General features: G+C 57.2%; 22 protein-coding genes. 5 read left to right on the forward strand and 17 right to left on the reverse strand.

Going from position 1 to position 25,416, the window contains the following annotated elements; genetic code table 11:
• Positions 1-37: 37 nt before the first annotated feature.
• From JZI28_RS19535 to fliL, 10 genes are all read right to left on the reverse strand, one after another.
• Positions 38-817 (reverse strand): transglutaminase family protein, encoded by a 780-nt coding sequence (locus tag JZI28_RS19535; protein WP_375698680.1) that lies wholly within the window; start codon positions 815-817, stop codon positions 38-40.
• Positions 818-1,083: 266 nt separating this feature from the next.
• Entirely contained in the window at positions 1,084-1,488 is a 405-nt protein-coding gene (locus JZI28_RS19540) for a hypothetical protein (protein WP_295449239.1), read from the reverse strand.
• Positions 1,488-2,570 carry a flagellar type III secretion system protein FlhB gene (gene flhB, locus JZI28_RS19545; RefSeq protein WP_295449242.1) on the reverse strand — a complete coding sequence of 361 codons (1,083 nt, stop codon included), beginning with the start codon at positions 2,568-2,570 and terminating at the stop codon, positions 1,488-1,490. Before flhB ends, JZI28_RS19540 begins: the two co-directional genes overlap by 1 nt.
• A complete protein-coding gene (locus JZI28_RS19550) occupies positions 2,570-3,346 on the reverse strand; it encodes a flagellar biosynthetic protein FliR (RefSeq protein WP_295449245.1) in 777 nt (258 codons plus the stop codon). The genes flhB and JZI28_RS19550 overlap by 1 nt, the downstream gene beginning before the upstream one ends.
• The gene (gene flhA, locus JZI28_RS19555) at positions 3,343-5,376 is read right to left on the reverse strand and encodes a flagellar biosynthesis protein FlhA (protein ID WP_375700131.1); all 2,034 of its coding nucleotides are present in this window, start codon (positions 5,374-5,376) and stop codon (positions 3,343-3,345) included. The genes JZI28_RS19550 and flhA overlap by 4 nt, the downstream gene beginning before the upstream one ends.
• Positions 5,377-5,866: 490 nt before the next feature.
• On the reverse strand, positions 5,867-8,422 hold the full coding sequence (locus tag JZI28_RS19560) for a hypothetical protein (protein WP_375698681.1): 2,556 nt from the start codon (positions 8,420-8,422) through the stop codon (positions 5,867-5,869).
• Complete coding sequence (motA, locus tag JZI28_RS19565; protein WP_295449254.1) at positions 8,419-9,288, reverse strand: flagellar motor stator protein MotA; 870 nt, start codon at positions 9,286-9,288, stop codon at positions 8,419-8,421. Before motA ends, JZI28_RS19560 begins: the two co-directional genes overlap by 4 nt.
• Positions 9,289-9,364: 76 nt before the next feature.
• A complete protein-coding gene (locus tag JZI28_RS19570) occupies positions 9,365-9,994 on the reverse strand; it encodes a MotE family protein (RefSeq protein WP_375698682.1) in 630 nt (209 codons plus the stop codon).
• Complete coding sequence (locus JZI28_RS19575) at positions 9,994-10,467, reverse strand: hypothetical protein (RefSeq protein WP_297339323.1); 474 nt, start codon at positions 10,465-10,467, stop codon at positions 9,994-9,996. Before JZI28_RS19575 ends, JZI28_RS19570 begins: the two co-directional genes overlap by 1 nt.
• Before the next feature lie 9 nt (positions 10,468-10,476).
• Entirely contained in the window at positions 10,477-11,001 is a 525-nt protein-coding gene (gene fliL, locus JZI28_RS19580) for a flagellar basal body-associated protein FliL (protein WP_295449262.1), read from the reverse strand.
• A 119-nt stretch (positions 11,002-11,120) separates the two neighbouring features.
• Between fliL and fliF the strand changes: the two genes are divergently transcribed.
• The 5 genes from fliF (at position 11,121) to JZI28_RS19605 (ending at position 15,849) form a co-directional block, all read left to right on the forward strand.
• A complete protein-coding gene (fliF, locus tag JZI28_RS19585; protein WP_295449265.1) occupies positions 11,121-12,794 on the forward strand; it encodes a flagellar basal-body MS-ring/collar protein FliF in 1,674 nt (557 codons plus the stop codon).
• Positions 12,794-13,396, forward strand: a complete 603-nt coding sequence (locus JZI28_RS19590) for an ABC transporter ATP-binding protein (RefSeq protein WP_375698683.1) — start codon at positions 12,794-12,796, stop codon at positions 13,394-13,396. The genes fliF and JZI28_RS19590 overlap by 1 nt, the downstream gene beginning before the upstream one ends.
• Positions 13,389-13,685 (forward strand): FliM/FliN family flagellar motor C-terminal domain-containing protein, encoded by a 297-nt coding sequence (locus JZI28_RS19595; RefSeq protein WP_295449270.1) that lies wholly within the window; start codon positions 13,389-13,391, stop codon positions 13,683-13,685. The genes JZI28_RS19590 and JZI28_RS19595 overlap by 8 nt, the downstream gene beginning before the upstream one ends.
• Positions 13,682-14,425 (forward strand): flagellar type III secretion system pore protein FliP, encoded by a 744-nt coding sequence (gene fliP, locus JZI28_RS19600; RefSeq protein ID WP_375698684.1) that lies wholly within the window; start codon positions 13,682-13,684, stop codon positions 14,423-14,425. The genes JZI28_RS19595 and fliP overlap by 4 nt, the downstream gene beginning before the upstream one ends.
• A 212-nt stretch (positions 14,426-14,637) precedes the next feature.
• Complete coding sequence (locus JZI28_RS19605; RefSeq protein WP_375698685.1) at positions 14,638-15,849, forward strand: GTP-binding protein; 1,212 nt, start codon at positions 14,638-14,640, stop codon at positions 15,847-15,849.
• Between the two features lie 155 nt (positions 15,850-16,004).
• On the opposite strand, the gene JZI28_RS19610 is transcribed toward JZI28_RS19605, so the two are convergent.
• The 7 genes from JZI28_RS19610 to JZI28_RS19640 form a co-directional block, all read right to left on the reverse strand.
• Entirely contained in the window at positions 16,005-17,105 is a 1,101-nt protein-coding gene (locus JZI28_RS19610; protein WP_375698686.1) for a flagellar basal body P-ring protein FlgI, read from the reverse strand.
• Positions 17,106-17,107: 2 nt separating this feature from the next.
• Positions 17,108-18,112: a flagellin gene (locus JZI28_RS19615; protein WP_297339320.1), complete on the reverse strand. Its 1,005-nt coding sequence runs from the start codon at positions 18,110-18,112 to the stop codon at positions 17,108-17,110.
• Positions 18,113-18,115: 3 nt separating this feature from the next.
• Positions 18,116-19,561 carry a flagellar hook-associated protein FlgK gene (flgK, locus tag JZI28_RS19620; RefSeq protein WP_375698687.1) on the reverse strand — a complete coding sequence of 482 codons (1,446 nt, stop codon included), beginning with the start codon at positions 19,559-19,561 and terminating at the stop codon, positions 18,116-18,118.
• Between the two features lie 43 nt (positions 19,562-19,604).
• Positions 19,605-20,906, reverse strand: a complete 1,302-nt coding sequence (locus JZI28_RS19625; RefSeq protein ID WP_375698688.1) for a flagellar hook protein FlgE — start codon at positions 20,904-20,906, stop codon at positions 19,605-19,607.
• A 123-nt stretch (positions 20,907-21,029) separates the two neighbouring features.
• Positions 21,030-21,863 (reverse strand): flagellar motor protein MotB, encoded by an 834-nt coding sequence (locus JZI28_RS19630; protein ID WP_375698689.1) that lies wholly within the window; start codon positions 21,861-21,863, stop codon positions 21,030-21,032.
• Positions 21,864-22,063: 200 nt separating this feature from the next.
• Positions 22,064-23,683, reverse strand: coding sequence for a long-chain-fatty-acid--CoA ligase (locus JZI28_RS19635; protein WP_297339318.1), 1,620 nt, complete (start codon positions 23,681-23,683; stop codon positions 22,064-22,066).
• Between the two features lie 19 nt (positions 23,684-23,702).
• Positions 23,703-25,325, reverse strand: coding sequence for a GMC family oxidoreductase (locus JZI28_RS19640; protein ID WP_375698690.1), 1,623 nt, complete (start codon positions 25,323-25,325; stop codon positions 23,703-23,705).
• Positions 25,326-25,416: the final 91 nt, after the last annotated feature.

Genomic DNA, 25,416 nt, shown 5'->3' on the forward strand with positions numbered 1-25,416 from the left:
AAGGGTTTATGAAGGTTTGGCAAATGGAAGTGTTGAATTATACGCTGCGCGCCACATTAACTGCCTGTTTTTTGAGCAACATACTGCCGTAGGACGTCATAAAAGAGACGTCTGCAGCGTCTCTGCCCACACCAATGCGCGCAATTTCACTCGCTTTTGCCATGCCCGTCGGGTCAACCAAATGCCACTGACCTTCTAGATAAACCTCTGCCACAGCATGAAAATCCTGGGGCGTAACATCTGGTGCATAGGCACTCACAAATCGGGCGGGAATACCCACGGAACGCGCCATTGCGATCAAAACATGTGCATAGTCGCGACAAACGCCTGCACGAGCCCCAAAACTGTCCGTTGCGGTTGTCAGACCATGGCTTGCAAAGCTGTCATATGTGAATTGATTCTCTATCCAATCGGACATTGCCACAATCAACCGGCCACCAGAGGCCGCCCCAAACAAAGCTGGGACAGAATTGGCGAAGTCTTCTGGATGGCAATATCGTGAGGGCATAAGGAACTTTGTGACCTCGCTGGGAAGCTGGCGCAGCTCTGTGGCCGCGAGCTCAGCCAATACAGCTGTTTTTCGATCCACCACGACCTGCGTTTGATACATGCATTCAAATTCACCGGCCACGCGGAGCCAACGCCTTGTTCCGACCTGTTCTTCACCGGAAACAATACTGGTTTCAACAACGGGTGAGAGGCAAAATTGCGTGTTCTGCAAGCGCTGCTCGGTATCCTGCGCCGCCTCGATCTGCAGCAATAAATCGCAGGGGTGCTCAGATCTGTAGATGAGATGGGCCTGGATCGATAGAAGCAAGACGTATCCTTCCAAAGCAAAAACGCAAGACAAGCAGGCTCACACTTTCCGCCCTGAGTGTCGATGCATTTTCAAACAGCGGCCAGAACGCAGGCTCGGTTACCCAAACGTCCAAGCAGACATTCACCGCTTAACGGCAACTTGCTCTCTCTGGGCTCGGGCCCGTCGCTGGCTGAACATGAGGCAAAGGTTTGCTCCGGCTGTTCTTATTAGACCCAGCATATCGCCTTGGCCCCGGTCAGCCGAGCAAAGGCTGCCGCAGGAGCTCAAAGCCCGAGCAATTGCGCCTCCAGGGATTTTGCGCGGGCTGTTTTCAGCCGCCGTTTTTCAGTCTTTGCCATATCACCCACGGCGGTTTTGCGGCCAAAGGTCTGGCGCAGACGATCCATCGCCATCAGTTTGCGGGCGGTGACCTGCGCCAGCTGCATGTTAAGGTTGCGGCGTGTGTTCAAATGCCAGCCCTCCCACAACAGATCAGCCCCCAGCGCCTTCATCGGCATGTCGCTATCAGCCTCTGAACGGGCCTCACGAACCTGGGCCTCCAATTTGGTCAACTGGCCACGCAGCCGCGCCTCTTGGTCCAGGATGGGTTTGATTTTGGCGTGTTCTTTCAGATACTGCGCTTCGGTGACAGCAGCCATCTGTTTGAGCATGGCCATCTTTTGTTTCATCACAGACCTCCCTTGGCGCGTTCCCGCATCTCATCAGCAAAGCGGATCGCCGCGGCCACCGGTGCATAATATTCTTCTTCAACCTCGTCACCGATCCCGATGGTGGCGTAAAGTGCCCGCGCCGTTGGCGGATCACTGTGGATCGGAATGGCGTTTTCATTGGCGATCCGGCGAATGGTCGCCGCGACCTCATCCACACCTTTGGCCACGCAGACCGGCGCCGTACCGGCACCGCCCTCCCATTTCAGCGCTACCGCATAGTGGGTCGGGTTGACGATCACAACGCTGGCCTCTGGCACCGCAGCCATCATCTGACCCGTGGCAATTTCCATGGCTTTTTGACGGCGCTTACCCTTCATATGGGGATCGCCTTCGGCATCCTTGTTTTCGTCCTGGATTTCCTTGCGTGACATCATGTTCTTGCGGCGATGTTCATCGTGCTGGAAAATCGCATCCACCACCCCGATGGTGATCGAGATCAGCAAGGCAATCACCAGGAACTCCATTCCCAGCTCTGCCAGCATCTTGATCACCGAAGAGGCCCCGGTTGCCGACGAAGCGATCATCTCGGGCATCCGGTTATTGAGATAAACCCCAAGACAGATCGAATAGATCATCAGCTTGAAGGCGCTTTTGCCAAACTCAAACAGCCCAGCACGACCAAACTTGTTCTTGGCGTTGGAAATAATCGAAAGCCGCGACATCTTTGGTTCAAGCTTGCTCGGCGCAAAGACCAGTGCCCGTTGGCCGACGATGGACAACAGAACCAGCACAAAGGGAATGATAAACAGCGGCAGCAAAGGCCAGACCAGTGCCGCAATCATGCCGCCAACCGGTGGCGTTCCATTGCCGGAAAACAGCTGTTTCGCCAGCCGGTCGGGCTGGTCGATAATTGACATCAACACAGTGCCGAATTCGGTCACCATACCGTGGCCAGCCGCATATAAGGCGACGACCAACCCCATATAGGCGGCGGCGACGGAAAGGTCGGTTGATTTGGCAACCTCACCTTTCTCCCGCGCTTTGCGCAGCTTGGCCTCCGTTGGCTCAAATGACTTGTCTGAATCGTCGTCGCCGCTCATTACAGGCCACCTCCGGGATCAGCAAAAAAGGTCATCATCTCGCGCATCCAGACATCCAGGATCATCGGGCTGGCAACCATCAGAATGAACAGTCCACCAAAGGTGATTACCGGCGCACCAACAAAGAACACCATCAACTGAGGCATGGCACGGTTGATCACGCCCAGCGCCAGATTGTAGATCACCGCCGTAATGAGAAAAGGCGCCGCCAGGGTGAAGGCCATGTAGAACGCGCGGGCGATCCGGTGTATGCCCCATTCGGAAAAACCGGCGGGCGCAGGGTAATCGCCGAGCGGAAAAATCTGGTAGGAATAGATCAAAAACTCCGCCACCCGGACATGCAGCCCCATCATCACCGCCAGCGCCAGGCCTGACACCAGCAACACTGCCCCCATTGCCGGCAGGGAATCGGCGCCGATATTGCCCAGAACCTGCGACAGGGAGGTGCTTTGCGCTGCAATTGTGCCAGCGATCTGCAACCCCATGAGAAACAGCCGCACCGAGATCCCCAAGGCCAGGCCAACAATGGCCTCGCTGGTGGCTAAACCGGCAAAATGCAGCGGTGATGTCGGCTCTGGAAACAGGGGCAAGGCCGGCGCCACGACAAAGGTAAAAGCAACGGCAATCGCCAGCTTAATATTCATCGGAACATATTGTTCGCCAAAGGCCGGCAGCACCGAGGTCATGGCTCCAACCCGCAAGAAGACAATGGCAAAATGCCAGAAACTCGCTCCGAGAAACGCCCGCAACTCTGGAGGCAGATCCAGCAGTGTCATGCGGCAACCATTCCAACCAATGCGGGGCGGGCTTCCAGACCAATTTCCTCAAACGAGAGCACCGGATTGGTGATGCCACGGGATTTCAGAATGGTGCGCAGATAGCGACGGCGGCGGGTAGAGGTCACCACGGCGGCAAAGACGCCCTGTTCTGTCACAGTGTTCAGGCGCTCGCTCAGACCCTCTGCCAAGCGGTTGAACATATCAGGCGGCAGGGCCACATCGAGATTGCCGGCGCTGACATCCACCTGATAGGTCGAAAAGGTATCCTCCCACTCTGGCGCCAATTGGATCAGCGGGATGGTGCCATCTTCGCGTTTCATCTCGGCAACCAGCTGGAAACCGAGGCGCTGACGCACCTGTTCGCAGATTACCTCTGGCAGGGTAGAGTGGATGCGTGCCTCTGCAATGGCCTCCAGAATCAGAGGAATATTGCGGATCGACACCCGCTCTTCCAACAGCAGGCGCAGGACCGCATGCAGGGTATCCAATGGCACCTTGTCAGGCACCAGATCCTCCAGCAGCTTGCGGTTGGCTTCGGCGCGGAACGGATCCGACAGTTCGGTCATTTCATTCAGCAGGCGGCGCAGGGATTTGAAGGTCAGCAAGCGGGCAAAGTTCTGCTTGATCACTTCCAGAAGATGCGTTGCCAGTATTTCCGGCGGGGTCACGACCGTGGCCCCAGCAAGAACAGCATCCTGTTGTTGCGCCGCATTAATCCAGCGGGCTGGCGCGCCATATACGGGTTCGGTTACGTCCGTCCCTGGGGGCAGCGCACTATGGTTGTCGGGCATCAAGGCCAGGACCATATCCGGGTGTAGCGTCCCCCGCACCTGTTCGACCCCCTGCACTTTCACCACATAGGTTCCGCGCACCAGATCCGCCTGATCTGTGAGGCGAATTTCTGGCAAAATCAGGCCAAAGCTGGTGGCAATATGGGTCCGCATGTTGGCGATACGCGCGTCCAACCCGGTGCCGGCATCCAGCACCATGCTGACCAGATCCGGGGCAAACTCCAGGTGCAAATCGTCAAGATCAAGGATATCGCCCAGCGCCTTGCTCGGCGTTGGATTGGCGGTTTCCTCCATCTCGTCTTCGATTTCGGCGTCTTCTTTGGCCTTGATTTTCACCTGAATACGATAGGCCGCAAAGCCCAGAACCGCCCCCCCGATAACAAAGGGCAGGAACGGCAGGCCAGGGACCAGCGCAAACATCACCATCAGCACCGCAACCGTGGCCAGGGCCGCCGGGTGTTTGCCAAACTGATCCATCAGCGCGATATCGGTCGCGCCGGTGGCCCCACCACGGGCCAGCAACAGCGCCGCAGCAATCGAGATGATGACCGATGGTATCTGCGAAACCAGCCCATCCCCAACAGTCAGGATTGCATAGGTTTCAAAAGCCGTCGCAACTGGCATCCCGTGGACAATAACGCCCATCACCAGACCCATCACCAGGTTCAACAGCGTAATAAGCAGACCGGCAACCGCGTCCCCTTTGACAAATTTCGACGCCCCATCCAGCGAGCCAAAGAAGGTGGTTTCTTTCTGGTCGTTCTCGCGGCGTTCCTTGGCGGTGGCATGGTCGATCGCGCCTGCCGACATGTCGGCGTCAATCGCCATCTGTTTGCCCGGCATCCCGTCCAGGGCAAAACGTGCACCAACTTCGGCCATCCGGGCCGCGCCCTTGTTGATGACCATGAAGTTAACAATAAGCAGAACGCCAAAGGTCACCAGACCCAGAAACACGCTGCCGCTCATGACAAACTGAGCAAAGCCCTGGATCACATCGCCGGCCGCATCTGTGCCGGTATGACCCTGGCCGATGATCAGCTTGGTTGACGAAATGTTCAGCGACAGGCGCAGCATCAAGGAGGCCAGCAGGATCGTCGGGAAGGACGAGAAATCCAGCGGCCGCTCGATGAACAGGGTAATGGTGAAGATCAGGATCGCCAGGCCAAATGACGCGGCAAGGCCCACATCCAGTACCCAGGCTGGCATGGGCAGGATCATCATCACGATGATCGCCATCAGAGCCAGCGCCAAAAGCACTGTCGGGCTAAAAAGCTGTTGAACGGTAAATTTAGGCACGAGCATTCTCTTGTTCTGGAGCAATCAGGCTGTTGAGGACGATGTGGTCTTTGCGGACATGCCAAAGCCCCCCACACGGGGTGGAGCTTCCGGCGCAGGCCCTGCGTTCAAAAGTTTTGAAAGGTGTCCCCTTCAAGACCACGGCATATTTTGCCCCGGTCTGAGCAGCACTGGATATCGCCCCAAATTGCCGCCCCGAGGCGGCAGGGGGAGACCTGTGGTTCAAAGACCGCGACATGCGTCGATCTGAAGTTCTGATAGCTAACGGCATTCTGCCTGTCCAATCGCGGATTAATCTAAAATCCAAGGTAGTTTCAGACAGTTGACAAAGTGTTAGCAGGACAGCGAAAGGCCGCCCCAAGAGGCGGCCTTTCGCAACTTCATCAACACGTCAAAAGCGCCCCGAACTGGCCCTTATTCAGCCTGGCCCCTATTCAACAGGGGGGGCATTTGCAGAATCGACCCTATTGAGCAGGTCGAGAATATTGTCACGGGTGCCGATGCTGCTCTCGACCAGAGCCCGTGCATGGGCCAGCGGCGACAGACCTTCGGGATCCTGGCTGGTTTCGGAAATCTGGCTGGTCACCGTGGCAACCTGTCCAAAGGGCGCATCCTCAGCAGGCGCCATGGTCTCGATCGCCTCCATGTCTTCCGAGTGCCAGAAGCCACGGGCAGCCGCGTTGCTGTCTTCTCCCAGCATATACTCGCCAGAGCGCGCAAATTCACCGTTGCGCCACAGGGCTGCGGCCCGCATCCGATTGGCTTCCGATCCCTCAAGCCCCATCAATTCCACCAGCGCGTTATGGGGTTTGCCCAGCGCCAGCGCGGTTTCGGCCATCATCAGGCGGCGATCCTTGTTTTCAGGCTCCAGCGCCAGTTTCTGCAGCAAGGACTGCGCCTGTTCCGCAAACCCCAGATCCAGCAGGCGACGTGCCATCAGCTCAGCCACCGGGCCAGCTTCGGCGGCGGTCGATTGACCGGCAAACACCAGACCATACTGCAGAAAGGTCACATCATCTGCCCGTTCGGTCAGCAGTGTCATCAGCGGATCAAGCACATCAGCCCGCGCCGCTGGCCCATCGCGCCGGGTGACCTGGTTCAACTTGTCAAAAGCCTGCGCGAACTCTCCGGTCAAGGCCAGGGACACCACACCGGCCTTGCGCAGAGGCCCACCCAGAGGGGTATCGCGGCTCTCCAGTTCATAGGAGGCGATCAGCTCTGGCACATCCGGAGACAGGGCTTTGCGTTCGTTATAGCTGAGCTCAATCAAATCAATCAAAGCCGTGGGCGCGCTTTCAGTACGCTCGGCGACCTCTTCGGTGAGCTTTTCTGCCACCACCTCGGTATCGCCTTCCAGTTCTGCAATTGCGGCTTCGGCCAAGTTGATCTCCGGCACAAATTCCGCCCCTGTGCGGCTGACGGAGCGCAAAATCGCTTCGGCAATATGAAGATCACCAGATTCAGCAAACATCGAGCTGAGACGGGGGCCAAAATTCACCCGCAGATGCACAGGCAGCTTGGCAAAGGCCTGCTGAATTGCATCGGTATTGGCCGTTTTGCGGATGTTACCATCTGCCAGCACCGACCAAAGCGCGGTTTGCCCATTGCAACCCTGCTGCCCCGAAAACGGATGATTGATGCCGATCCCTTTGCCATCCATCAGATCTGCCATCGCCATAAGCGTGGCCTGTTGCTCGGCGTCGATCCGTTCTTCTGGCAGCATCGACAACATGCTCCGAGCTTCGGCCCCAAAGCCAAAGTAGAGATAAAGCTTGGCAAGAGCCCGCACACCAGCTGGGTTTACGTCATCAAATTCACGCACCAAGGCACCACGCAACGGGCCAAGCTGATCCGCAAAGGGGCTGTCGTTGCCCCAGGTGTGAATAGCGATTCGGCGATCCGGCAGACAGTGGTCATCAATGTTGGAATCCGTGGTCGCGCGCGCAATCAACCCGGTCTCGCGGTCGATGGCCGAGGTCACAGAAATATTGTCCAGCGGGTTCAGGGGGCGATCTGCCCGCCCCAGCAGCTCCAATGGCCGACTGCCATCCGCATCCCCTGACCGTGCCACATCCAGCAAACCCTGGTTCGCTGCCCTGCCAATCTGTTGCAGCAACCGCTGCTCTGAAGCGTTCACCGCCGCAGCCCGCGCGGTTTCATCCATATTGAGTAGCAAATTCATCTCGGGCAGTTCATCCAAGACTTCCGCAGTTTCTTGCGCTGCGGCCTCGTCCTCTGCCACAGGTTCCGGGGTGGCCGGTGTTTGGTTCAGACCCAGTTCCGCATCCAGTCCAGCAGCCAGAACCGCAGCACCGCGCGACCCGACCGGTTCGGGTTCAGCCAAACGAGCGGACTCGGCAATCATTTCCTTGGTCGTCTTGACAGGTTCCGGTTCGGGCTCTGGCTGTTGTCGGCTAACTTGTCCGCCGCGATCAGCACTGATGGCAGATTTCAGATTCAACGCCATGCGGGCATCCGCGATAGCCCCCTGGGACAGGTTGAACCGGTATCCAGCAACCGCTGAAGGCACCCTGGACGGCTCTGGGGCGACAGATTCCACCGGAGAGCCAAGCGTCAAAGCGCCAAAATTGCTCTGTACCGGATTGGACGCCACCGGCGCACCGCTGCCATCTGTGATATCGACAACCAGATAGCCATCCCTTTGCAGATAGGACTGGATTTCACAGTCACAGCCCAATTCCATCCGCAGAGGCTGACCAGGGCCGCTTTGTGTCAGGCCCTGCAGACGATCGCGGGGGATCAGGTTCCAAACCCGCGAGGTGTCAAATACAGCGGTAGACGAATTAATTTTTAGGCTTGCGGTACGCCCAGATTGGTTAAGCGTCCACTGCACCCCATCCGGCAGGCGCATGACCAGGCGCGAGAAGCCATCATGCTCGCCTGAGCGGGCGATGATGGTCTCAGCCTGGGCAGAGGAGCCCGCCGCCAACGCTGTGGCGGCTATCGCAAATGCGCGCCAAATCATGCTGCGTCCTGTTTTACCGATCTAAGGGCTTCTTCCAGTTCAGAAAAACCGGGGCGAATATGCGAAGGCGTGTTCTGGCGACCAACTTCGATACAGATCGCAGCCGCATGGTTGTGAAGATTCGCAACCAGCACTTCGCGGATCAATTTGTAAAAGTGGGAGTCTTCCTCGGTGATGGTTTTTACCTTGTCAGCAAAGGGACCAACCAGACCATAGGCCAGAAAAACCCCAAGGAACGTCCCAACAAGCGCGCCACCAATCATCTTACCCAGAACCTCTGGCGGCTGGTCGATCGAGGCCATGGTTTTGATAACACCCAAAACAGCCGCAACAATCCCAAGCGCCGGAAGACCGTCTGCCATGGTTTGCAGAGCGTGGCTGGAATGCAGCGCATGGTGGTGATTGGCCTCCATGCGTTTTTCCAGAACTTCCTCGACCTGATGCGGGTCATCGTAGTTCATCGAGGCAGAGCGCATGGTGTCACAAATCAGGTTCACCGCTTCGCCATCTGCCAGGATCTTGGGGTATTTGTTGAAGACCGAGGAATTTTCAGGGTCTTCAATGTGCTGCTCCACCTCGACCGGGTTGGCCCGGGCAATACGGATCAGCGAGAACAGAAGGCAAAGGAGATCCCGATAATCATCGGATTTCCACTTGGCCCCTTTGAAGACCTTCCCGAGGTCTTTCAGGGTGTGTTTGATGCCGCCCATATCGTTACTGATCAGAAAGGCACCCACTGCGGCACCGCCAATCATCATCATCTCAAAGGGAAGCGACTTGAGAATAATCCCCATCTTGCCGCCGGCCAGTAGATACCCACCGAATACCATGACAAAAATTACCAGGATGCCTGCTATTCCGACCATAGGGTCACTCCAAATTTCATTGCTTTTTCTAAACTTAGGCGAGTCGGATTAAGAAAGCCTGAGCGCGAAGCCCAAGTTATTCCTTGGGAACTCCGCTGTTACGTCCAGCCATCACAACGCTGATTGTATAGGCTGCTTCCGGGCTCAGACCGGCCATGATACCAGCCGCAGCCTCTGGCCGCATACGTGCCAGGAAACCCGCCGCAAAATTGGGATCCATTTCTTCAAACAGTGCTGCCGATTCTTTTGGTTTCATCTGTTCATAAACAGTGGTCAGACGGTCAACATCAGCCTCTGTGGCGCCATCGGCCAATGCCAATGTTGTCCGCAGCTCTTCTTCCGCCTTCTCCAAGGCCGCCAGTTTCCGGTCAATGGCATCGTCAGCGATTCCCAAAGCCTTCATGCGGTCTTCGATTTCAGCTTCGCGCAGCTCAAGCGCCGCTTCGCGCTCCTTAAAGGCTGCCAGCATCGCCTGCAGCTCAGCAGAAGACGGCATGCCCTGGCTTTGCATCTGGCCGCCATGGGCGGGCTCTTGGTCTTCGCCGTTCTGAAGATTGGAAACTTCCCGCGCGATTGCCGGACCGGCCTCCATGCCCAGACGCACCAGCGCCGAGCCGATCAAAAGCAGCGACAACAAGAACAAGGCGCTGCTCCGGCTACGACCTGGCTTCTTTTGCTTTTTGGTCTTTGGCTGTTTTGCAGTCATCACGCCACCCGATTCTTATCGCGGTTGTGACGCACAAACATAACGCCGGCCGCTTTGTTTGGATCTTCTGCCTGTGTCTCTACTGCGGCCTCTGGGGCGGCTTCGGTCTCATAGGCAACAGCCAGAGCATCGTTTTCTTCCGCATCAGGGGCGACAGCCCGGCGGGGCTGCGGGGCTGCGACATTTGCTTCCGGCATGTCATGCATCGAAGCCATCATCAGTTCCAGCCGCTGCGCCACCGATTCGGCCCGCCCGGTGAGCTGATCCAGCGCCTGGCTCGAGCCCTCAGTGATTTGCCGCGCCGAGGCAAAAGATTTATTCAAGTCATCTACTTGCGAGGAAAGTACAGCAACGGCTCCGCCGACGCCCTTTTCCAGGTCATTGAACCGTTTCAACCGGCGCGAAAGCACCAAACAGTAAAATCCGGCCCCAAGGGCCCCCGCCGCAAGCAGGATATCAGCAATAAGGTCCATCCCGTTCTCCTAGTTCAGTACGAATTCCATGATCAGCAAATCACGCACACGCCCCTGTCCGGTGGCTATGTTGATTCGCCGCAGCATCTGCGCGCGCAGCCTTGGCAGCGCCATCGGATCAGACAGATCCTCCAGCTCCAGAGCGCGAAGATAGCTATTCAGTACATCGACTACACGGGGGAGGACTTTTTCGACCTCGGCCTGGTGGAGCGCGTCCACCTCTAATTGTGCGTTGAACCGCAAGTGTTTGATGCCGCTTGCTTTGCGCAGCGTAATCACAATTGGTTCCATCTCGATGAAGGCAAGCTTGGCGATATCCTCCGCCGTCTCACCACTATCTACGCCTTCTGGCGCTTCTACAGCCGCATGAGTCTCTTCGGACTCTGCGGATTTACCAAAGGGAAGAAGCCCTGACGAAACTGCAAAAAAACCACCACCGCCGCCTGCAAGTGCAAGGACGACCCCAATGATGAGAGGCAGTTTGCTTTTTTTACCCGGTGCGTCTTCTTCCGCATTCACTACAGCGTCTGTCATGGCTTTCCCTAAAACGTCGTGCAAAGCCTTCATAACCCCTGAGGAACTAACCGAATGTTAAGGCCCCTCGGTCAAAAAGGGATCACGCCGGACAGAATGCCGGTGCGACGGAGGTTAAAGTGCAGCAGATCAAGAATGTCTGGACCGGGTTGGATACGCGTAAGCGGCTCATTGTGGTTGGCGCCACAGTAGCGGTGATTGCGAGTGTGTTTGCCATGTCCCATGTGGCGAGCAAGCCAACCATGAAATTACTCTATGCTGGGCTCGAAGCTGGCTCGGCTGGGGATGTAGTACGGTCACTGGAACAGGCCAATACACAATACGAAGTTCGCGGTGGCTCTATATATGTCCCCGCTGATCGCCGCGATGAGCTGCGCATGACACTGGCCAGCGAAGGCCTGCCTGCAAATGGCGGTCGTGGCTACGAGCTGCTCGATTCGCTAACCGGGTTTGGCACAACATCGCAGATGTTTGATGCGGCCTACTGGCGCGCCAAAGAAGGAGAGCTGGCCCGGACCATCGTTGCCAGCCCCCATATCAGCCAGGCCCGCGTCCATATTGCCAATACTGGCGCCAATCCTTTTCAACGCACTGTGGATCCAACAGCCTCCGTATCCGTCGTGCCTCTGGGATCCCCGATTACCCCAGCCCAGGCCAATGCGATTCGCTTTTTGGTTGCCTCCGCCGTCACCGGACTGGCGGTGGATAATGTTGCTGTGATTGATGCCAATGGGTCTTTGATCGGATCTCCTGAAGCCGCGGCTGCTGCCGGTGCTGGAACCGATGATCGCTCACAATCGATTCGGGATCGGGTCATGCGCCTGGTTGAGGCCCGCGTGGGTCACGGCAATGCCGTGGTCGAGGTCAGCGTCGATACCGTCACCGACACCGAATCGATCCGCGAAAAGCATGTTGATCCCGCCAGCCGTGTCGCCATCAGTACAGATGTCGAAGAACGTGCCGATGTGTCCAGCAACCAATCCGGCGAGGTCACCGTGGCCTCGAATATCCCGGATGGGGATGCCGCTTCGGGCCAGGGGTCAAAGAACAACACCACTGCAACGCGTGAGCGGGTGAACTATGAAATCTCCGAGACCGAAAAGGAAATCATCCGCGGCCCAGGTGCAATCAAACGCCTGACCGTTGCGGTCCTGATCAATGGTCAGACGATAACAAATGACGCGGGCGAATCTGTGTTTGAACCGCGCCCCGAAGAAGAGCTGGGCGCCCTGCGCGAGCTGATCTCGGCGGCGATCGGGTTTGACGAGGCCCGCGGCGATGTCATTACCCTTAAGTCGATGGATCTGCCCAGCATCGAACCCCAGGGCACCGAGGCCACCTCCTCCTTTATGGACAACGTCTACTTTGACGCCATGGGGCTTATTCAGATGGCAGCCCTTGCCATTGTGACCCTGATTCTCGGTCTCTTTGTGGTCCGGCCAATTCTGGCAGGAAAAAGCGAAGGCGTTCCAGCGCTTGGCGCCCCGAGTATGGACCCAATGGGGGGGCTGCCTGACCTGCCCGCCATGGGAACAGCACCTGGTATGGGGGACTTTATGATGAACCCGGACCTTGGCTCCAATATCGCCCTGGATGGTGAAATTCAGGATGGCGGCGGCCAGTTCGGCGGCATGGGTGACATGGGTGGCATGGGCGACATGGGTGGCCTGCCAGCCCTCGGAGGTGGCGGCGAGAACCCGGTTGATCGCCTGCGTGAAATGATTGGCGAACGCCAAGAAGAAACTGTCCAGATCCTGCGCGGATGGCTGGAAGAAAATGAGGAACGGGTCTGATGGGAATTACCCACCTACTAGAAGATTTTAGTCCTGCAACCTTCGTTCAACAAACGGATTTCCCGGAACTCTCGGAAGAGCTGATCGAGGAAGAACGGGCTGTGTCTTATGAAAAGGGCTACAGCGCCGGCTGGGACGATGCGGTGACGGCCAAGGATAAAGAGACAGCACATATTTCAGCCACTTTGACGAGTTCGCTGGAGGATCTGAACTTCACCTACAAAGAAGCGCAGGCACAGCTGATCGAATCGCTGGACCCTATGTTCAAGGTCCTGACCAGTGCCGTGCTGCCCGATACCATGGCAGCGACCTTTGGCCACCATATCGTCGATCAAATGACCGACATGGCCAAGATGCACACGGATCAACCGATGAGCATCTTTGTGTCGCCCGGGGAGGGGACTGCTGTGCGCTCCCTGCTACCCGATTCCTTTGCCACTCCGGTTCAGGTCCAGGAAGACGAAAACCTGGCCCCGGGGCAGGCCTATCTGCGGGCCGGAACTTCGGAACGCGAAATCAACAGTTCGGGGCTGGTTGAATCCATTCAGGACTCAATAGAAGCCTTCACCTACCACGTTAGAGAGGACAGCCAGTATGGATGACGCCGACGATCTCAAGAAGCAGGCCACCGACGCCAGCAACCCATTTGTTTCTGTTCCCGTCGAGGTGGTGGTTTCAGTTGGCAAGGCCCGCCCCCTGGTCCGCGACCTCGTGGGTCTGTGTGAGAACTCAATTCTGGCGCTGGATAAACGCGTCGAGGATCCCGTTGACCTATATGTCGGGGACCGTTTGGTCGCCCGGGGTCAGCTCGAAGAAATGGAAGGCGATCAGGCTGGTCAATTGGCGGTTCGCCTGACCGAGATCGCCGATTTGCAAAACGGCCTGGGATGACACGCACAGCCCTAATCCTCACTCTTGTTGTCACCTGCGCAGCCCTGATACTGCCGCAGGCGGCAATGGCGCAGGAGCTGAGCCTGTCGCTCGCCGAGGGGCAATCTATCTCGGCCCGTTCGATCCAGCTTATCCTGTTGATCACCGTGCTCAGCCTGGCCCCTGGTCTGCTGATCATGATCACCTGTTTCCCATTCCTGGTGACGGTTCTGTCGATCCTTCGCCAGGGTCTGGGCCTGCAGCAGGCGCCACCCAATATGATGATGATCAGCCTGGCGCTGTTTCTCACCTATTTTGTCATGGAACCCGTCTTTACCGAGGCCTGGCAGGTCGGCATCAGTCCTCTGATCGAAGAACAGATCGACATTGAAACCGGCCTGATGCGGGGGCTGGAACCCTTTCGTGCCTTTATGGCCAATCGTCTGGATCCCGATACCTTCTATGCGATTTCCGATCTGCGCCCCGATATGGAAGCCATGAATCCCAGCCCGGAGGCGCCGCTTTCCGTGCTGATCCCCAGCTTTCTGCTGTCTGAAATTGCCCGCGCTTTTCAGATTGGCTTTCTGGTCTTTCTGCCCTTCCTGGTGATTGACCTTGTGGTGGCTGCGGTGCTGATGTCGATGGGGATGATGATGGTGCCACCGGCGGTGGTCTCGCTGCCGTTCAAACTGGCGTTCTTTGTGGTCGCCGACGGCTGGAGCCTGATCGCAACTGCCCTGGTGCGCAGCTATTATCCCTAGCCATTAAAATAAGACATAAATCCCACAGGGTGCCTACAGCATTCTGCGCTTACAGCCCCGGCCCCAGTGCCGGGGCTGTTGTCCTGTGTGCGCTGGTCTTTGCCCAAGATTGTTTTGGCGGTACAGAATTTTCTTGCAAATGTTATGATATAACATCATTAGATTATTCATCCCTTTCACCCGCCTAGCAAAAAGCCGAGGATCCCTGTTCCATGCGCGACACCTCCCAATCCGATACCCGCCTTCCCGTCACCGTTCTGTCCGGCTTTCTTGGGGCAGGCAAAACCACATTGCTCAACCGTGTCTTGAACAACCGCAATGGGCGGCGGGTTGCCGTCATCGTCAACGACATGTCTGAGGTAAACATCGATGCCGATCTGGTCCGCGAGGGCACCGAACTGTCGCGATCCGAAGAAACCCTGGTTGAAATGTCCAATGGCTGTATCTGCTGCACCCTGCGCGATGACCTGCTCAAAGAGGTGCGCAAACTGTCCCAGGAAGGCCGCTTTGATTATCTTCTGATCGAATCCACCGGAATTTCAGAACCGCTGCCCGTGGCGGCGACCTTTGATTTTCGCGACGACCAGGGCCAAAGCCTGTCTGACGTGGCACGGCTCGACACTATGGTCACCGTGGTTGATGCGGTGAACCTTTTACAGGATTTCTCCAGCCATGACTTTCTCAACGACCGCGGCGAATCGCTGGGCGAAGAAGACAACCGCAGTCTGGTCAGCCTGCTCACCGAACAGATCGAATTTGCCGATGTTGTGATCCTCAACAAGGTTACAGATGCAGGCGCATCCCGCACAGAAAACGCGCGCAAGATCATCCGTGCCCTGAATGGTGACGCCAGGATTATCGAAACCGATCGCTCTGACGTGGCGGCTGATGCCATTCTCGACACCGGCCTGTTCAACTTTGACACCGCCCATGAACACCCCATGTGGGCAAAAGAGCTGTATGGCTTTGCCAACCACACCCCCGAGGACGAAGAATACGGCATCGAATCCTTCGCCTTTCACGCCCGTGCGCCCTTTGATCCGCAAAAACTGCATGCGGTGTTGAACGGTGCACTTCCGGGGGTGATCCGTGCCAAGGGACATTTCTGGATCGCCACCCGGCCAGACTGGGCGGCCGAATTCAGCCTCGCCGGGGCGCTGTCTTCAGTGGCTCCCCTGGGCCGGTGGTGGGCCTCGGTACCGCAAGACCGCCTGCCCGACCACCCACAGGCGCAGGCTGAAATTGCCCGCAACTGGGTAGAGCCATGGGGGGATCGGCGCCAGGAACTGGTCTTCATTGGCGCCGGGCTGGAGCGTGAAACCATCAGTGCCCGGCTGAATGACGCCTTGGTCAATACAACGGATTTCCACCCCGATGCCTGGACCGATATGGCAGATCCTTTTCCACAATGGGGACAGCGCTGATGCCGGTGACCCGTTTTGATGTCGGGCAATGCCTTATGCTGCGGGCTGCGCTATTGGCAGCGTGATCTGAAGATCTAAAACCTCAAAATAAAAAGTCCCGGACCGTCTGCGACGATCCGGGACTTTCTTCTGTAGCTTAGGCAGTCTGTCGTGGCTTAGCGCACCACAAACTCGGCGTGCAATGCACCTGCGGCTTTCAGACTTTTCAGGATATCAATCATGTCACGGGGCGACACGCCCAGCGCATTGAGACCTGCGACCACCTCTGACAGGGATGTGGTCTCGCGCACCTCAGCCAGCTGCACGCCTTCTTCCTCGTCGATGGCTGCATTGGTACGCGGCACCACCACTGTTTCGCCATCAGTAAAGGGACTTGGCTGTGACACCAGCGGTGCCTCTTCGATCCGTAGCGTCAGGTTGCCCTGAGCCACCGCCACCCGAGAAATCCGCACATCGCTGCCCATCACAATGGTTCCGGAGCGCTGATCAACTACCACACGGGCCTTGCGCTGCGGTTCCACCAAAAGATTTTCCATCCGCCCGACAGCATGGGCGGTTGAGCGCGCATTGGTGCGTTTGATGTCGATCTCGACAGTGCCGGAATCGCGCATCAATGCAACGCCACGGCCAAATTCATCATTCACCGCGCGTTCGATCCGCTCTGCGGTGGTAAAATCCGGCTCCCGCAGGGCCAGACGCATGGTCGACAGCGACGACAGATCAAAACCGATCTCGCGCTCTACCCGCGCCCCCGAAGGGATATTGCCAGAGGTCGGAACCCCCTGGGTAACGCTGGCGCCATCGCCTTCGGCAACGGCCCCCCCCGCAAGAATAGTTCCCTGCGCCACCGCATAGATCTGACCGTCAGCGGCGTTCAGCGGCGTCATGATCAAGGTGCCACCCAGCAGGCTTTTGGAATCACCAATGGCCGACACCGTAACATCCACAGTGCCGCCAACACGGGCGAAGGGCGGCAGGGTTGCGGTCACAAAGACCGCTGCCACGTTTTTCGGCCGGAACTGTTCGCCGGTTACATTGACCCCGAGACGTTCCAGAATGTTGGTCATGATCTCTTCGGTGAAGGGCGAGTTTCGCAACCCGTCCCCGGTTCCATTGAGACCCACCACCAGACCGTAGCCTACCAGATCGTTGCCGCGCACCCCGTCGAATTCGACAAGATCCTTGAGGCGAATTGCATTGGCCTGCGCCAAAGTCGGCAGCAGCAGGCAGGCGATCAAAAGGCGAAAAAATTTCATCATCACATGTGCTTTACAAGGCTGAGTTGGGCGCTGCGCGCAGTCACCGTATAAAGGATTTCCAACTGGGTCTCTGTCGACTTCAACTTGGAGGAAACTTCATACTGATCGGCCAGAACAATGTCGTTGAAGGCCAGGCCGAGGCTGGTTTTACTGGCCTGATTGCGCGTGCTGACCCGTTCGAGCTGAGATTCCATAAAGCCGATATCCGCCTGCGCCTCAACCAAACGAGAGCTGCTGTCAGCCATTTCAGTCATGCCTGCGCGGGTCATGTCGATTTTGATTTCATCTGACAGCGCCAGACCGGGTTCATCCATCAGGGCAAGGATCGCAAAGCTCTGCAAGGAATGGGTCAGGTCCGGGTCATCGGCCCGCAGAGACAGCGATACCGTCTCTCCATCGCCAATTTCGACCGGGGAAAGATCGGTGGTCGACCCATTGTACATCAACGTGTTAAATCCGGCGGGGTCTGCAAACCAGTCTTTCACCGCTTGAATAATATCGGCCGCATCGGTCAGACCGGCCGTTTCAAGCACCAGTTCACTCATCATTGTGTCGGCATCATTCAGCGGTGATGTTCCCGTCGCCGTGCCGGAAAACAGGCTGCGTCCACCAGCCCAACCATTCAATGAACTGATTGCCGCGTCCAACTGACGACTGGCCTCCTTGGCGAACTGCTCCGCGTCGGCCGCGTTCAGCGTGGTGGAGACAGAAATAATGTCGTCACGCATCAGCTGCGTTCCTTCCTGAATACGCGACAGATTACTCTGCATGCTCAGGGCGAAGAGTTTCGTTTCGTTGGTGGCGACGGTTTGGCTTTCGATCCGGTTCAGATTGTTTTCGATATCGGCCAGATAGGAAAAGTCACCGCCCAACTCTGCAGTCAGGTTTGATTTTTTGCCCGTGGAAACTTCTTGTGACAGCGTCGCCAGATCCAGCTTTAGTTCCGCATTGCGATTGCGCAGGAAACTATGAGTGGTCAGGTCGCCGTAGGAATTATAGATCATTCATTATATCCTCAGAAGAGATTCCATCATGTCATCAATGGTCGACAGCATGCGTGCATTTGCTGCGTAGGCATTCTCGATGAGCATCATGTTTTGCAGCTCGGCGTCCGAATCAACACCAAGGGCCAGCTCTGCCTGAGCCAGCTCGGTGTAACTGGTGGCAGCAAAGCTTAGCGAATTGTTGGCGCTGTCACTGTCTCGGGCAAACCGCGACATAAGAGAGGCGCTCAGCGTGTTGAGATCCGAAGAAATTGTGCCCAACTTGGTGGTCGAAACCGTCCGGTTTTCGCTGATGGCTTCTGAATAGGCGATCAGTTGGCTGGCATCACCGGGATCGCCTTCGGTGGCAGCATAGAGCCCATCCCGCAGACGCCAGGTTTCTGCCTGACCGTCCATGGCCACCAGATCATTCAATTCCAGCCGCGCCGCCAGGCCCACTGTATCAGCGGGATCAAAGGCACCGCCGCTGTCGGTAAAGATCCCCGCATCGGTCAGGCCAATAGTGGCATCCAACGCCGGATCCTGGAAGCGCTCCACCAGATCGCGGGCTACGGCATCCAGATCATTCTGCGCCTCAACCGCGACATTGTCGCGAATATCAAAGGCCGCAATCAAGGTGCCGCCCCGCAACGGCCCGTTGATAGAGGTATCCATCGCCAGGCCATTGATCTCCAGCCCTGACAACAACCCGTTGTCCTGGGTCATCTGTGGCTCGATTGTGCGCTTGGCGTCAAAGCTCAGCTCTGATGCCCGACCATCCAGCAAGGCGACACCCCCAACGGTGAACAGAGCAACCCGGCCCTGATCCCGCTGCACGACGTTGACCGGGATCGCCTGGTTCACGGTATCAATCAACAGATCTCGCTGATCTTCCATTGCTGTGGTGCTACCACCTGTCGCCTGAGCAACAACAATACGGGCATTCAGCTTTTCCAGTTCTTTCAACTGGCTGTTCAGTTGGTCAACCTGAAGATCAATCGAGGATTCAGCTGCAAGCCGCTGATTGTTCAACCCGTCGGCTGCGTCAGTAATGGATTGAACAATCAAGTTCGCCTTTACCGAAAGATCGTGCAACCGCTCGGTGGAATCCGGGCGTGAGGTTGCTTCGACCAATGCCGCGTCAAAGTTTGAGATCTGCGTAGAGATCGACATATTGTCGTCCACGGTGCCAACAAAGTTGGACATCCGGGAATAGAAATCCGAGTAGACTCCGATCTTAGCATATTCAGCTTCCGCCTTGCGGGTGGTGGATTGCAATGCCGGATTAACATTGCGCTCCACATCCCCGATCCTGACACCAGCCGCATATTGGCTGGTGGACAGGTTCAGCTTTTGAGAGGAGTAGCCAGGCGTTAGCGCATTGGCCAGGTTCTCCGAAGTTACTTGGGACAGCCGCGCATTCGCGGTCAGTCCGGTCATCGCGGAGTTAAGTGCACTTGTGATAGACATGTCAGGCGCTCTTTCTAAGCCGGAGTCAAAGTATCAGCGACGCTTATCGCTTGATGTTGGTGGTTTCCTGAAGCATCTCATCGACGGTCTGGATCACTTTGGCATTGGAAGAATAGGCCCGCTGCGTCTTGATCATATCCGTCAGTTCGGTCGCCACATCGGTGGCTGATTCTTCCCGCGAATAAGAGGCAACTTCCCCTGTTGGTCCGTCACCCGCGTCCCACAGGAAGTAGGATCCACTGTCCGACGAGGGCAGATAGGTCTGGTTATCAAGCGACTTCAGACCATTCAGATTGGGAACATCCACCAGTGGGATTTTGTAAATCACACGGCTGGCACCGGAATCATAGTTGGCGCGGAGATAGCCCTGCGGGTCAACTTCGACACCAACCATGGTGCCGACTTCGGAACCGTTTTTGGTGACCGAAGCCGGTGCAAAGGTATCAGAAAGCTGGGTGAACCCATCGCTCTCACCAATGGTGCCGACTTTGATTTCCATCGGCCCGCCATCAACATTGACCACAATGCTGCCGGTTGCCGGATCATAGGCACCGCCCGAAACCGCCGTGACCGAGGCAAGTGAACCACCCGCAGTACGACTGTCATTGAACGTCATGGTGTATTCGCCAATCACCGCGCCGCCAGAGGCGCTATCGGTGATTTGCATGGTCCATTCGTTCGAGCTGCCGCTTGCAGGAACCGTTGGCGTATAGGTAATGCCCAGTGTCTGCGAGCTGCCAAGGTTGTCATAATATTCAACCGTCATGTTGCGCACAGTACCCGCGCTGCCGGCCTCGGTATCAGTGGCGGGAAGGTTCACCCCCAGACCAACAGTTGTTGTCGGCTCGCCCGTCAGCTGGTTCATGTTGTACTGAACCGGCTCCAGCCCTTCGGCTGTGTCGCGTGGACCGTCTGACACTGTACCATCCGGGTTGGCAGGCCAGCCGAGCAGGACCAGACCTGATTTTGTCGTCAGATAACCTTCGTCATTGGTGCGGAAGGACCCGGTTGTGGTCATCAACATGGTTGGAGACCCATTGTCGCCCTGCACTTCGGTCAGGGAGGCGACGGGCAACATGCCACGGCCACTTACAGCCAGATCGGTTGCATTGTTGGTTCCGACAAGAGGTCCGCGCTGGTCAATCAGGCGCATATTGCTGGCGGAAACACCGCCCGCAGAATACCTGCCGCCAGAAGAGCCGACCACCATGGATTGGAAGTCTGTCTCTACTCTCTTGTACCCGCTTGTGGAGGAGTTCGCGATATTGTCCGAAATTGCGGCCAAAGAGCTCGCGTTTGCACTCAATCCGGAAACACCGGCATTCAGGGCGGAAGAAATGGTCATGTTGCGCCTTTCTGCTGCAATAAGTCGTTCTTGGAGCAACAGCTAGCGCATCAGCACTTAACGGGCGGCTAACAGATAAAATGCAATTTATACTGCGCCGCCCGAGGGTGAGTTATATAGGGTTCATTCACGCAAGAGGATGATTTCCACCCGGTTATTCCGGACCGCCATCGGATTTTTCACTGCCAGTTTTCTGTCCGCATGCCCCGTAATCCGATGGATTCGGCTGGATTTCATACCACCCGATTCGAGCAGAGTTCGGGTAACATTTGCCCGGTTATGAGACACTTCCCAAACCGGATTCTGTGCCAGCACAACCGGATGCGACTGAATGTGCCCGCTGATCGCAATGTTATTGGTCACACTGCCACTCACCCGCGCCACCATGCGCACCAGGTCACGGAACAACGGAGTCGGCTCCGCGCCACCGGCGGCAAAAAGATTGACCCCATCTGTCTCAAACAGCTCGACAATCAGACCTTCATCGGTGACACGCGTAATGATGTGGCGTGACATCTCAACCGAAACCATGCTCTCACCACCGCGGCCCTGAAGCTGCTCTTCGATGGCGCGGAACTTGCTGTCTTCCTCGGCTTTCTCGGCATCACTGACGCCGGTCTGACCCTGGGCTTTCTGCGCATCCATCGGATTGATGTCAGAAGCCCCCGTGCCGGACTGCGGCTGGATGTCTTCGGTAAACATACTGTCGCCCTGGAAGGCACCATTGCCGCCACCAGAAATCCGGCTGAGCGGAATCGATGGCGAAAAGTAATCCGCCAGACCCTTACGTTGCTTTTCAGTTGTTGCGTTCAACAGCCACATCAACAAGAAGAACGCCATCATGGCTGTCACAAAGTCTGCATAGGCCACCTTCCAGGCGCCCCCATGGTGGCCACCGCCACTAACGACTTTTTTCTTCTTGATGATAATAGGCGCCATACCATTTTGTGCGCTCATATCCACCACCACTATTTTTCACCCATTCATGGAATATCAGGTGGGGTGCTAACTGGCCCTTAACAATTAAACTTGCCGGCAGTTAAGGCTTATAAACAGGGAGGTGGCATAGCCCAGTGCCCTGCTAGGGTCAGGGCTGCGGACAAAAAAGGTAGATGACTGCGCCCCGGCTTTGGCTGCTGGGGCGCAGGTCAGTTCTGTTAGGACTCAATCAGGATAGAGCCAAACGATTCGCGCAGCTTATTCTTCAGCACCTTACCGGTCCCGCCCAACGGCAGTTCAGTCACAAAAACCACCTTGTCCGGGATTTGCCAGCTGGCCACACGACCCTCATAATGGGCCAGAAGATCAGCCTCGGTCAGATCCGCGTCAGATTTGATTGCGATCACCACCGGGCGTTCATCCCATTTGGGATGCTGCGCCGCAATGGCAGCGGCCTGCGCTACACCGGGGTGCGACATGGCAATATCTTCCAGCTCCACCGTCGAAATCCACTCGCCGCCGGACTTGATGATATCCTTGGAGCGGTCGCGGATAATCATGTAGCCATCGCCGTCAATGGTGGCGACATCGCCGGTGTCAAACCAGCCATCCATGGTCAGGGCACTTTTGTCCTGGCCAAAGTAGGTGTCGATAATCCAGTGGCCACGGATCTGAAGCTCACCCTGGGTTTCCCCATCATTGGCCAACACATGGCCTGATTCGTCGACAATACGCAGCTCGACCCCATAGGGTGGACGGCCCTGGCCTTCGCGGATGGCGCCTTTTTCGGTGTCGGACAGATCATGATGCTTTTGCAGCAGATGGTTCATCGTTCCCAACGGGCTGGTTTCCGTCATGCCCCAGGCATGGATCAGCTCCACCCCGTATTTGTCGCGGAAGGCCGGGATCATCACCGTTGGCAGCGCCGAGCCCCCCACAACGGTGCGGGTCAGGCTCTCGGCCTTGCTGCCGGTCTTTTCCAGTGCCTGCAACAGTCCCATCCAGATGGTTGGAACGCCCAGCGCCAGGGTCACCTGCTCACCGTCGATCAGCTTGACCAGGCTTTCGCCGTCCAGGTTTGGCCCTGGCAACACCAGTTTGGCGCCAACACCAGCGGCAATATAGGGCACGCCCCAGGCATTCACGTGGAACATCGGCACCACGGCCATCACCGTATCCCGCGCCGAGATCGCCAGCCCATCCGGCTGGTTGCCCCCCAGCGAGTGCAGCACGGTGGTGCGGTGGGTATATTGAACCCCTTTGGGATTGCCGGTGGTGCCCGAAGTATAGCACAGGCTCGACGGCATGTTTTCATCCAGCTCTGGCCAGCTGTACGCATCACCTTCGGCGGCAATCAGCTCGTCATAGAACAGGATACCCGGCACAGCCTCGGCGGCGGCTTCATCGCGCGGGCCCATCAGCACAATGTGTTTGACGGTTTTGAAGTGCTCCTTCAGCTGACCCACCGCGGTCACAAAGGTGGCATCAATGAACAAGACCTGATCTTCAGCATGATTGATGATATAAATCAGCTGCTCCGGTTTCAGGCGCGGGTTGATCGTATGGCAGATCATACCGGCGCCGGCGACACCAAAATAGATTTCCAGGTGCCGCTGGTTGTTCCAGGCAATGGTACCGCAACGGTCCCCCTGGGCCACGCCCAGACGCTCCAGCGCGGCGGCCAGTTTGCGGGCGTTGGCCTCAACCTCGCCCCAGCTGGAATGCACCACCTCCCCAGAGGTTTCGACCGAGGTCACTGTGGTTTCGCCGTGATAGCGCCCCGCATGTTCAATCAAAGAGCTGATCGTCAGCGGATTGTGCATCATCTTGCCAAGCATTTCGCCTGTCTCCTCCAAATTATTCTGCAGCCAGCGCTGCATGGCCACGGATCAGATCCGCAGCCTTTTCTGCAATCATAATGGTGGGGGCGTTGGTATTCCCCCCGATCAGCCGCGGCATCACAGAGGCATCTACAACGCGCAGCCCCGCCAGGCCCCGCACCTTCAAATCCGGATCGACAACAGCCATGTCGTCCTGCCCCATCTTACAGGTTCCCACCGGATGATAAATCGTATCCGAGCGCGCCCGGATGTGCTGCTCCAACGCTGCGTCATCCGGCTCTTCTTTGATAAAGAGTTCTTTGTGGATGTAGCCCGACAGCGGCGCGGTTTGCATCAGTTGTCGCGTCTTGCGCGCGCCCTTGATCAGCACGGCCAGATCTTCGGGATCCGACAGGAACCGCGGATCAATGCGCGGCGGCGCCATGGGATCACCGGAGGTCAGCCCGACCGAACCCCGCGATTTTGGCCGCAACACACAGACATGACAACTAAACCCATGGCCCATATGCAGTTTTCGCGCATGATCATCCACGATGGAGATGACAAAATGTAGCTGTATATCCGCGCGCTCCAGATGGCTTTCGGTCTTGAGAAAGGCCGCGCCTTCGGCAAAGGGGGTGGCAATCATGCCCTGGCCCGAAGACCGCCAGTTCGCGATATGTTTCAGCAAAGACAGGCTGCCCGGCAGGGATATGCCAAAGTTGTCGCGATCCTTGCTTTTGTAGGCCAGGGTGAAATCCAGATGATCCTGCAGGTTCTGGCCCACTCCGGGCAGCTCGTGCAGCATCTTGATGCCATGTGGTTCGATATCCTCAGCCCGGCCAACGCCCGACAGTTGCAGCAGTTGCGGAGAATTGAATGTGCCCCCACAAAGCAGCACCTCGCGCTGCGCCATGACCTCTTTGTCCTGTCCCCCCTGGTGATAGGCAATGCCGGTGGCGCGCTTGCCTTCAAACAGCACCCTGGTGGCATGGGCTTTGGTCAGCACCGTCAGATTGGAGCGGTCCATCACCGGATGCAGATAGGCTGCCGCCGCCGAGCACCGCTCACCGTTTTTATCCTGGGCATGAAACTGGGTGACCTGGTATTCGCCAATGCCCTCGTTATCGCCGCTGTTGAAATCGGCGACTTCGCGGATCTGCAGCGCCTGACCGGCCTCGACAAAGGCGCGGGTGATGGGGCGTGGGGATTTCTGATTGCTGACCTGCAGCGGCCCGCTGTCCCCGTGCACCGCATCGCCGCCGCGCTCGTTATTTTCGGCTCGCTTGAAATAGGGCAACACCGCGTCCCAGTTCCAGCCGTCACAGCCCAGATCGGCCCATTCGTCATAGTCCTTGGCATGGCCACGAACATAGAGCATGGCATTGATGGCGCTCGACCCGCCCAGGGCCTTGCCCCGTGGCTGATAGCCTTTGCGGCCATTCAGCCCCGGCTGCGGCACCGTTTCAAAGGCCCAGTTGTTGATCTTGGGTCGCCCCGGCAGCATCGCAACAACCGCAGCCGGAGCGCGCACCAGAATACCGTCCCCCTTACCGCCGGCCTCAATCAGACAGACCGTGGTGGCAGAATCCTCACTCAAACGGGCAGCCAATGTCGCCCCGGCAGAGCCACCTCCAACAATTACATAGTCAAATTTCATTGCGTTCCTCCCCTTACAACCCTGTGGGTGGCAGCAGAGCCAAGCCAGCAGTATCTGTCCAGACTTACACCGCGTAAATCTGGACTATACC

Origin of the sequence: Pseudophaeobacter sp. TrK17 (genome assembly GCF_042192375.1) — a bacterium.
Taxonomy (GTDB): Bacteria; Pseudomonadota; Alphaproteobacteria; order Rhodobacterales; family Rhodobacteraceae; genus Pseudophaeobacter.